We start from the raw sequence: 9627 nt of genomic DNA on the forward strand, positions 1-9627 counted from the left end.
CCACCGGCCACCACCTCGAAGAGCACGTTCGGCAGCAGGTTGGCCGTCGCGTACGCCGTGCCGGTCGGGCTCTGGCCGACCGCCGCGGACTGCGCGAGCCATCGCCCGAACCCGAGGAGCCGGCTCAGCACCGTGATGCCGGCGATCAGTGCCGCGGCCCCTGCCAGACCGGTCAGTGCGCGCCGGGCGCGTGGGCTCACGACCGGTCGCCCTCACCGTCCGCAGACGCGGGGCTGCCCTGCCGACGGCCCGCCATGTCGAGGGCCCGCAACCACGGGGTCCGCTCGATGACAGCCGTGAAGCTCACCCTCTCGCTCGCGACCGTGAGCGCGATGGCCCCGGCCAGGAGCCCCAACCGCGCCGGTCGGGGGCACGACAGCACGAGCGCCGTCCCCGCCAGGGCCCCCAGGGCGTTGGCTCCCCCGTCGCCGAGCATGTCCCGCTCGTCGAGGTCGGCGCTGATCGCCGCCCCCGCAGCGCCGAGGCACGACGCTGCGGCCGACGCCCCGGCACCGGCCAGACCTGCCACGGACAGCACGCTCCCGGCCTTGAGCGCGCGCCCCGGCCTCAGGTCGAGCAGGTTGACCAGGTTCGCCGTCGCGGCGACCAGCGCCCCGGACACCAGGACGTCACCGAGCCAGGCCGTGCGTGCGAGCGAGCCGGACCCGCGTGAGGGCGTCGCGACCGCGGCAGCCACCAGCGAGGTGCCACCGATACCGAGCACCTTGAGACCACCCGTGGTCAGCTCGCCGTGGGCCAGCGCGCCCAGGTGCCCGCGCAGGCCCTTGCGACTCCTGGCCGCGTCCTCGGACAGGTCGTCCACGAGACCGAGAACGGCACCCCCCAGCGTCGCCACCGCACCGGCCACGGCGGCACGACCTCCCCTGCCGGCCACCGCACCGGCGAGCAGCCCAGCCGCCACCGCCGGCCCCTCGAGGAGGCTGATCGGCTCTCCGCGGTGGTTGATCCGTGTCCACCGTGCCGCGCGGCCCGGGTCGAGACCTCCGAGGACCCGGCGCGCGGCCCAGGTCACCGCGGCGGCGGTCAGCCCAGCGGTGACCGGGCGACGACGTCCGCGGACCGCCGTCGCGGTCATCCCTCCTGGCCCCCGTCGCCGTCCTCGGCCTGGTCAGCGCCCGTCCCGGTGCCGTCAGGACCCTCCTGGCCCTCACCCTCGACCGCGGGGTCGACCGGCTCCGGGGCACGTACGAGGGGCTCCAGGACCACCCGCGGCGGCATCGCGGCGGTGATCCCGCCACCTACCCCGAAGTGACCCACGGTGCCGTCGATCCGCGCACCGAGGGCGAGCGGGACGGCGAGCTGGCCCAGGAGGGTGTGCACCGAGTCCACGGTGCTGAGACGTCCCGCGAACGACTCGTCGCCACGGATCGCAGAGATGAGGTCGGGGTCCACGACCTCGCCCCCCGCGAGCACCGCGCCCTCGGTCCGGTCCTGGGAGGCGACCACGATCTGCCGGGCCGCCCCGATGAGCGCCAGCGCCTGCTCGTCCTCGGCCTCGGCGGCCTCCGGCGTCTGGGTGTCGCCCTCCACCTCGGCCGGAGGTGCGGCGGTCGTGGGACCCACGAGCACCACGACGGCGTCGGCAGGGGAGGTGACCTCCTCGGTCACGATCAGGCCGGCCTCCTGGAGCAGCTCGAGCGAGATCGAGGCCTCCTCGGTGATCGCGTCCGGGTCCTCGGGTCGGCCCGCGGTCAGCCCCTGGACGAGCGCCTCGGCGAGCTCGGTCCCCGTCCCGGCGTCCGCAGCGGGTTGGGGGTCGAGGTAGTCGATCACGCTGCCGGCCAACGACTGCCGGTACGACCGCTGGGCGGGGTCGGTCCAGGCATCGGTGACCTGGACGGTCGCCGAGACGGTGGCCCCGGCCTGCGCGAGCCGCTCGGTCACCGCCTCGAGGGCCTCCGAGGTGACCTCGTCGATCTGGATGATCGCGACGCGACGCTCGGTCAGGACCCCGTCGAGCAGGCTCGGGGCGAGGTCCTCGAGCGCGGCGTCGTGGTGCGCGATCGTCACGCCGGCCTGGTCGAGCTGGGCGCGCATGTCGCTCCGCTCCTCACGCAGCTGCTCGACCTGACCGGTGAGCGTGTCACCGATCGTCTCCTTGAGCGGCCCGGCGCCCAGCGCGATGCCGACGGCGAGTGCCAGGAACACCGAGATGAGCGAGACGAGGTGGTAACGGAAGTCGATCACAGTGAGATCTCTCGGTCGGGTGAGGCGGGGAGGGTCATGACCAGCCCGCGAAGAAGGAGCTGACGCTCGACCAGACGTCGTCGAGGCGTGCGCCCAGCAGGCCGAAGAGCGTCTGACCGGCCTCGGTCGCGGCGAGGGCGACCATGAGGGCGAACAGCCCCGCGAGCACGAGGGCCGCGAGCTGCCAGTTCGAGATGCGCTGCCGGTACAGCCGCGAGACGCCCTTGGCGTCGATCAGCTTGCTGCCGACGCGCAACCGGGTCAGGAAGGTGCTTGCCATGCCCGATCGGCCCTTGTCGAGGAACTCGACCAGGGTCGCGTGCGTCCCGACCGCGACGATGAGCTCGGCGCCCTTGTCGTCGGCCAGCAGCATCGCCACGTCCTCGCTCGTCCCGGTGGCCGGGAAGACGACATGACTGACACCCAGCTGCTCGACACGCTCGACCCCCGGGGCACGGCCGTCGCGGTAGGCGTGCACCACGACCTCGGCACCACAGGCCAGCGCGCGGTCCGAGACCGAGTCCATGTCGCCGACGATGAGGTGCGGCGTCCACCCCGCCTCGAGGATCGCGTCGGCCCCGCCGTCCACACCGATCAGCACCGGGCGGTACTCCACGATGTACGAGCGGAGCATCGCCAGATCCTCCTTGTAGTGGTACCCGCGCACCACGATCAGGACCTGCTTGCCGTCGATCACCGTCGAGATGTCCGGGACGCCCACGCCGTCGAGCAGGAGGTCCCGCTCCCGGCGCAGGTAGTCCATGGTGTTGGCGGCAAAGGACTCGAGCTGGACGGCCAGACCCTCCCGGGCGTCCTCCATCGCGGCCGCGACCGAGGCAGCGTCCTGGACGGTGCCCTCGGCGATCAGCCGGTCACCTTCGTAGACCAGGCCGTCGAGCACCCTGACACGGTGGCCCTCGGTCAGCGAGAGCACGTCCGACCCGAGGTCGTCGACGAGCGGGATACCTGCCTCGACCAGGATGTCCGGGCCGAGGTTGGGGTAGCGGCCCGATGTCGAGCGCGCCGCGTTGAGCACCGCAGCCGGCCGGCAGGCGACCAGCGCCTCCGCCGAGACCCGGTCGATGTCGAGATGGTCGATGACCGCGACATCCCCCGCCCGCAACCGCTTCGTCAGGTTCTTGGTCCGGGGGTCGACTCTCACGGGCCCGTGCACGCCGGGCTCCTCAGGCGCCGCCGGGCGCGGTCGTAGACGTAGTCTCATCGTGGATCATCGTCCCACGACGGAGCGTTCCAGGAGTTCAGCCGCGTGCTCGAGTGCCGCGGCGGAGTCATCCTGGCCCGAGAGCATCCGCGCGAGCTCGGTGAGCCGCCGGTCGCCACTGACCTCGCGCACGTCCGAGGCGGTCACGACGTCGACCCCGGCGTCCTGGGACTTGCTCACCACGACGTGCCGATCGGCGAAGGCGGCCACCTGGGCGAGGTGGGTCACCACCACGACCTGCGCCTGGCGGGCGAGCTCGGCGAGCCGACGACCCACCTCGACCGCGGCGCGGCCTCCGACGCCCGCGTCGACCTCGTCGAAGACGAACGTCGGTGGACGGGCCGCCCCTGAGCCGGGGGCCGTGGCCAGCGCGACCTCGATCGCGAGCATCACCCGGGAGAGCTCCCCCCCGGAGGCACCCTGGCCGAGCGGGCGCGCGGGTGCACCCGCGTGCGGGACGAGCAGCATCTCGACGTCCTCGGCACCCCAGGGTCCGGGCTCGTCGAGGGGCACCAGCCGGACCTCGAGGCGTGCGCCGGCCATCGCCAGCCCCGCGAGCTCTTCGGTGACGGCCGCGGCGAGCAGCTCGGCCGCGGTCGAGCGCGCCGCCGTGACCGACGAGGCCGTCCCGGCGAGGTCGACCTCGAGCTGCGCGAGCCGTTCGGCGAGCCCCTCGACGCGATCCTCGCCCGAGTCGAGGTCGAGGAGCCGGCGACCAGCCTCCTCGGCCCAGGTCAGGACCTCATCGACCGTCCCACCGTGGCTCCGGGCCAGGGCGGTGAGCTCGGCCCGGCGCACGTGCACCGCCTCGAGACGCGCGGGGTCGGACTGCACGCCGTCGGCGTACCCGGCCAGGTCGGTCGACACGTCGTCCAGCAGGTAGCCGACCTCGGCGACGCGCGTGGCGAGCGCTGCGAGCACCGAGTCGTGCTCGGCGACCAGCTCGAGCGCCCGTCGGGCCTGGTCCAGGGCGAGAGCCGCGCTGACCGCCTCGGGCGACGTCTCGTCCCCGACCAGGGCCTCGTGGGCGGTGAGGGCCGCGGTCCGCAGGTCCTCGGCGTGCCCGAGCCGCGCGGACTCCTGCGCGAGCTCGACGTCCTCGCCCGGCTGGGGGGCGACCCGCTCGACCTCGGCCAGGCCCAGGCGCAGGAGCTCGGCCTCCCTGGCCCGCTCCCGCGCGTGCGACCTGAGGTCCTCGAGCTCGGCAGCGACCTGCTGACGTGCCGTCCACGCGGCCCGGTACCGCGTGAGGAGGTCGGTGTGCTCGGGCCCGGCGAAGGCATCCAGGGCCGTGCGCTGGCGGCGCGGTGAGCGCAGGCGGGCCTGGTCGGCCTGGCCGTGGACGGTCACCAGGTCGTCCGCGATCTCCTGCAGGACCGACTGCGGGACGCCACGCCCCCCGAGGTGTGCCCGTGAGCGACCGGCGACGGCGACGGTCCGGAGCACCACCAGGGTCCCGTCGTCGTCGAGGTCTGCCCCGGCCTCCCGGGCACGCCGAGCCACCCCCGAGGTGCTCCCGATGACGAACCGGCCCTCGGCCGACGCCGTGACGCACCCGGTCCGGACGCTCGCGGTGTCTGCGCGACCTCCGAGCAGCAGCCCGAGACCGGTGAGCACCATCGTCTTGCCCGCGCCCGTCTCACCCGTGATCGCCGTCAGGCCTGGCCCGAGCGGTACGTGCGCGGTACCGATCACGCCGAGGTTCTCGATCCGGATCTCCTCGATCATGCCGGCCCCCGCTGCGTCTCGGGTGGTGGCCCGACGGCGTCGTCGACGCGCCGCTCGGCGTCGACGTCCCGGACCTGCAGGTCGGCGAGACCGTTCGGTGCCCGCCCGCGCCAACCGCTGACCGGGAGCGCGAAGCGCGAGACGAGGCGATCGGTGAACGGGGCATGACTGAGCCGGGCCAGCCGCACCGGGACAGCGCTGCGTCGCACCTCGATGCGGGTCCCGACGGGAAGGTCCGCCTTGCGGCGGCCGTCGCAGGTCAGCACACCGTCGCTCGACGAACGGGCGAGGATCTCGACGGCGAGCACCGAGGAAGGACCCACCACGAGCGGCCGCGCGAACAGGGCGTGCGCCGAGACCGGGACGAGGAGCATCGCGTCGACGTCGGGCCACACCACCGGGCCACCGGCCGAGAACGCATGAGCCGTCGACCCGGTCGAGGTCGCCATGACCACGCCGTCGCACCCGAACGAGGACAGCGGACGTCCGTCGACCTCGACGACGACCTCGACCATCCGCGCCCGGTCGCTCTTCTCGACCGTCGCCTCGTTGAGCGCCCACCCGTGCTCGACCGCGGCGTCGGGTCGCAGGATCCGCACGTCCACGGTCTGCCGTTCCTCGACGTCGTACTCGCCGCTCGCGACCCGGCGCACGGCCTCGTCGATCTGCTCGCGCTCGCTCTCGGCGAGGAACCCCACATGACCGAGGTTGAAGCCCAGCAGCGGCACCCCGGTCCCGCGGACCAGCTCGGCGGCCCGCAGCACCGTCCCGTCCCCGCCGAGCACCATGACCATGCCGAGGTCGGCGACGTCGTACGACGCCTCCTCACGGATCGCGGTGAACCCCTCGGCCTCGAGCGCGCGCTCGACCTCGTCGGCCGCGTGGACCGCGTCGGGGCGGCCGCCGTGGGTGACCAGCAGGACGCAGGTGCTCATCAGGTGCTCCTCGTGCCGCTGGTCGCGTCCGGTCCGACGAGTGCCGGCGCGCCGCGGTCGACCGCGTCGTGCACCGCAGCTTCGAGCATCTCCCCACGCTCAGGACGACCAGGTGCGCCACCGTCAGGCAGCAACGACGCCCACAGGAAGTACTCACGGTTGCCGGCCGGTCCCGGCAAGGCGCTCGGCACGACCGCACGCACCGGGCAGCCGCACGCGTCCATCGCCGTGGCGACCGCGAGCACCGCCTCGCGCCGCAGGGCGGGCGAGGTGACCACACCGTCCGCACCGAGCCTCTCCCTGCCCACCTCGAACTGCGGCTTGACCATGAGCAGCAGGTCTCCTCCCGGCGTCGTGACCGCCGCGAGCGGGGCGAGGACGAGCAGGAGCGAGATGAACGAGAGGTCGGCGACCAGCAGGTCAACCGGCTCGGGGACGTCCTGCACGCCGAGGTAACGGACGTTCACACCCTCACGTGCGGTCACCCTGGGGTCCTGCCGGATGCGCTCGACGAGCTGTCCGTGCCCGACGTCGACGGCCAGGACGTGCCCTGCCCCGCGGCGCAGCAGCACATCGGTGAAGCCGCCGGTCGAGGCTCCCGCGTCAAGGCAACGGCGGCCCTGCACGACCAGCGCACCCGGCGCCAGGACCTGGACGGCGTCCAGCGCCCCGGCGAGCTTGTGGCCGGCGCGGGAGACGTACTCCTCCCCGGCGGCGTCGCTCACCACCAGCGGCACCGAGTCCAGGACCTGCTGAGCAGGCTTGCGAGCGACCTCGCCCGCAACCAGGACGCGCCCGTCGGACACGAGCTCGGCGGCACGACGACGCGAGGTCACCAGTCCGCGTCGGACGAGCTCGCTGTCCAGCCGTGCCTGGAGGGGCAGCGGCATCAGTCCCTCGTCTCGGCGAGCCGGTCCTGCAGCGCTCCGTGCACGGCGTCGAACACCGCCACGTGCTCGCGAACCGGTCGGTCGGCGAGCCCGTCGAGGACGGTCAGGGCGGCGTCGACCGACGGGTCACCGGTCAGCATGGGCGTGGCATCCTGCTCGTCCACCGGTCATCCTCCTGGGTGCTCGACTACCACTCGTCCGCCGGCCGACCTCCCCGCACGGCGGGATCGGCCGGCCCGGCCTCCACGCTACCGGCGTGGACGCCGGCTCACCCGGTGCGCACAGCCAGGTCGGGCACCCGTGTCGGGTCGAGAGGGCTGCCTTGATCAGCGGCAGTCCACGCCGCGGTGCACGCAGCACGCACCACGTCGATCGAGGCGTCGGAGGGGTCGGTCCCCCGTCCGAGATCAAGGGCTCCGTCCTCGACGCGTGCTCGAGCCTCACCGCACGCCCACCAGCCCTCACCGACCTCCCGGGGAGCAGGGTGAGCCTCGAGCAGGGACCGCAGGTCAGCCCCCAGCAGCGTGGGCCGTTCGTGCGGCACGGCAAGGACCGCGTCGGTCGCGGTGCTGACACCGGTCAGCACGTGCAGACCGGCGTACGCCGCCGCCCGCGCGCCTGCGAGGTCGGTGTCGAGCCGGTCACCGATCACCAGGGGCCGCTGCGCGCCCCGACGCTCGACCGCGAGCCGGAACATCGTGGGTTCAGGCTTGCCGGCACTCACCGGTTCGACCCCCGTCGCCGCCCGGACCGCACCGACCAGGGCACCGTTGCCCGGGGCGAACCCCCGCTCGTTGGGCAGGGTCAGGTCCTGGTTGCTCACGACGTGCCATGCGCCCCGCTGGACCGCGTAGGCGGCCTCGGCGAGCTGGCGCCACCCGAGCTCGGGGGCGAAACCCTGGACCACCGCCACGGGATCGTCATCGGCGGAGGTCACGACCGTGAAGCCGGCTGCACGAACTGCCGTCAGCAGACCCGCACCCCCGACCACGAGTACCCGGTCACCCGGCACGAGCCGTGACTCGAGCACCGCGGCGGCCGCCTGGGCTGCTGTCATCACGTCCTGCGGCGAGGCGTCCACCCCGAGCCCGGTCAGCTGTGCGGCGACCGACTCGGGCTCGCGCGACGCGTTGTTCGTGACGAAGACCAGGTGCAGGCCCTGCGCCCTGGCGGCGACGAGGCTCGCCGACGCGTGCGCGATGGGCTCGGGCCCTCGGTAAGCGACACCGTCGAGGTCTACCAGTGCCATGTCGAAGGCGACGGCCAGCGGTTCGTCGATCCCCTGCAGCATCAGCGCTCCCCGGCCGTGTCCGCGGCGCCGAGGCCGCCGTCCTGCTCGGTGCCCTGGTCGTCGTCGTCCTCGAGGTCGAAGACCACCACGTCCTCCCCGGGACCGTCACCCGGCCCCGAGCCCAGCCCGATGGTGCGCAGCAGCTCCTCGGCCTCCGTCGTGCGTCCGGCCGCGTGCAGCGCAGCGGCCCGCGCCTCCGTGACCCGCAGCGCGACCTCTCCCTGCGCGCCCTTCACCAGAGGGGCCGACAGGAGCGCAAGGGCGGCCTCCGGATCACCGAGGTCCAGGCGTGCACCGCTCAGCACGATCGCGAGCTCGATCTGGGACTCGGGCTCGAGCGCCCGTGCACCGGGCTCGGCGCCGAGCGCGAGCGCTCGGTCGGGACGTCCGAGGCCTCGCTCGCAGTCCGCCATGAGTGCGAGGTGCTCGTCGGACCCGTTCAGCCTGCGCACCGTCCGCAGCTCGCGCAGCGCCTCCGCGTAGCGACCCGTCCGGTAGGCGGTGATCGCCGCGGCCTCCCGCACGACATCCACGCGCCCGGCACGCCGCACAGCCTCCTGGGCGTGCAGGTACGCCACCTCGGGGTCATCGTCCAGCAGCCGGCCGGCCATGACGAGATGCCGAGCGACACCGTCGGCATTGTCCTTGCTCAGGGTCCTCAGACGACCACGGGCGGCACGGTCGAGATCGGAGGCCTGCACGTCGTCCGGCAGCTCGGGCGCTGGGTGACGTCGCTCGGGGGGCGGCGTACGGCGCTGGGGAGATGCGTCGCGACGTGCCCCGGCATCGGTCGGGCGCCCACCGGAATCTCCACCTTGCGGACGACCGCCGGTGCGTGGACGACTCCTGTCGCCGGATCCCGCCGACCACGACGCGCCGCTGCTCGCGCTCCGGGGCGATCCTGATCGCGGGGCATCCGCACCGGGACGGCCGCCGCGGCTCGTGGCTCCCCCTCGAGATGACTGGCCGGGCCCGTCGGACCGCCCAGGTCGACCTCTCTCGGTCTCGGCTCGGGGGGCCGTACGCCGTTGACCGCGGTCGGACGAGCGGGGCCGCTCGTGACGAGACTCCTCGCCGCTGCGTGGCGTCTGCGCGTCACCCGTGGGTGCCGATCCGGTGCGACCGTCGTTCACGCGATCCCCACGCGACGGCGACGCGTCGCCCGCAGGATCGATGTTCTGTTCAGAGGGGGGCACAGCAAGTCCTTCCAGTCAGCCGGGCCATCCTCTCACGCGAGGAGGCACCAACGTCCTGATGGAGCGACGGGTGGACAGCAGAAAGGGTGTTCGGCGGCGACCTACTCTCCCACACAGTCTCCCATGCAGTACCATCGGCGCAGAAGGGCTTAGCTTC

At 73.5% G+C, this 9627-nt stretch carries 9 protein-coding genes, 1 rRNA gene and 1 pseudogene; all 11 read right to left on the minus strand.

Going from position 1 to position 9627, the window contains the following annotated elements:
• Positions 1-200, minus strand: a pseudogene (locus M1R94_RS13250) (murein biosynthesis integral membrane protein MurJ); the annotation flags it as partial.
• Positions 197-1096 (minus strand): hypothetical protein, encoded by a 900-nt coding sequence (locus M1R94_RS13255; RefSeq protein ID WP_249382174.1) that lies wholly within the window; start codon positions 1094-1096, stop codon positions 197-199. The pseudogene M1R94_RS13250 and the gene M1R94_RS13255, both read right to left, overlap by 4 nt.
• Entirely contained in the window at positions 1093-2208 is a 1116-nt protein-coding gene (locus tag M1R94_RS13260; RefSeq protein ID WP_249382175.1) for a copper transporter, read from the minus strand. The genes M1R94_RS13255 and M1R94_RS13260 overlap by 4 nt, the downstream gene beginning before the upstream one ends.
• Before the next feature lie 34 nt (positions 2209-2242).
• Positions 2243-3430, minus strand: coding sequence for a putative cytokinetic ring protein SteA (gene steA / locus M1R94_RS13265; protein WP_249382176.1), 1188 nt, complete (start codon positions 3428-3430; stop codon positions 2243-2245).
• Between the two features lie 6 nt (positions 3431-3436).
• Complete coding sequence (recN, locus tag M1R94_RS13270; RefSeq protein ID WP_249382177.1) at positions 3437-5158, minus strand: DNA repair protein RecN; 1722 nt, start codon at positions 5156-5158, stop codon at positions 3437-3439.
• Positions 5155-6093 (minus strand): NAD kinase, encoded by a 939-nt coding sequence (locus tag M1R94_RS13275; RefSeq protein WP_249382178.1) that lies wholly within the window; start codon positions 6091-6093, stop codon positions 5155-5157. Before M1R94_RS13275 ends, recN begins: the two co-directional genes overlap by 4 nt.
• Positions 6093-6983 carry a TlyA family RNA methyltransferase gene (locus tag M1R94_RS13280; protein WP_249382179.1) on the minus strand — a complete coding sequence of 297 codons (891 nt, stop codon included), beginning with the start codon at positions 6981-6983 and terminating at the stop codon, positions 6093-6095. The genes M1R94_RS13275 and M1R94_RS13280 overlap by 1 nt, the downstream gene beginning before the upstream one ends.
• Positions 6983-7147: a hypothetical protein gene (locus tag M1R94_RS13285; protein WP_249382180.1), complete on the minus strand. Its 165-nt coding sequence runs from the start codon at positions 7145-7147 to the stop codon at positions 6983-6985. Before M1R94_RS13285 ends, M1R94_RS13280 begins: the two co-directional genes overlap by 1 nt.
• A gap of 104 nt (positions 7148-7251) precedes the next feature.
• Positions 7252-8274 carry an HAD-IIA family hydrolase gene (locus tag M1R94_RS13290; RefSeq protein ID WP_249382181.1) on the minus strand — a complete coding sequence of 341 codons (1023 nt, stop codon included), beginning with the start codon at positions 8272-8274 and terminating at the stop codon, positions 7252-7254.
• On the minus strand, positions 8274-8885 hold the full coding sequence (locus tag M1R94_RS13295) for a hypothetical protein (RefSeq protein ID WP_249382182.1): 612 nt from the start codon (positions 8883-8885) through the stop codon (positions 8274-8276). Before M1R94_RS13295 ends, M1R94_RS13290 begins: the two co-directional genes overlap by 1 nt.
• 673 nt (positions 8886-9558) lie before the next feature.
• Positions 9559-9627: ribosomal RNA gene (gene rrf, locus M1R94_RS20995) — 5S ribosomal RNA — on the minus strand; the annotation flags it as partial.

It is taken from the genome of Actinotalea alkalitolerans, assembly GCF_023369855.1.
Lineage (GTDB): Bacteria > Actinomycetota > Actinomycetes > Actinomycetales > Cellulomonadaceae > Actinotalea.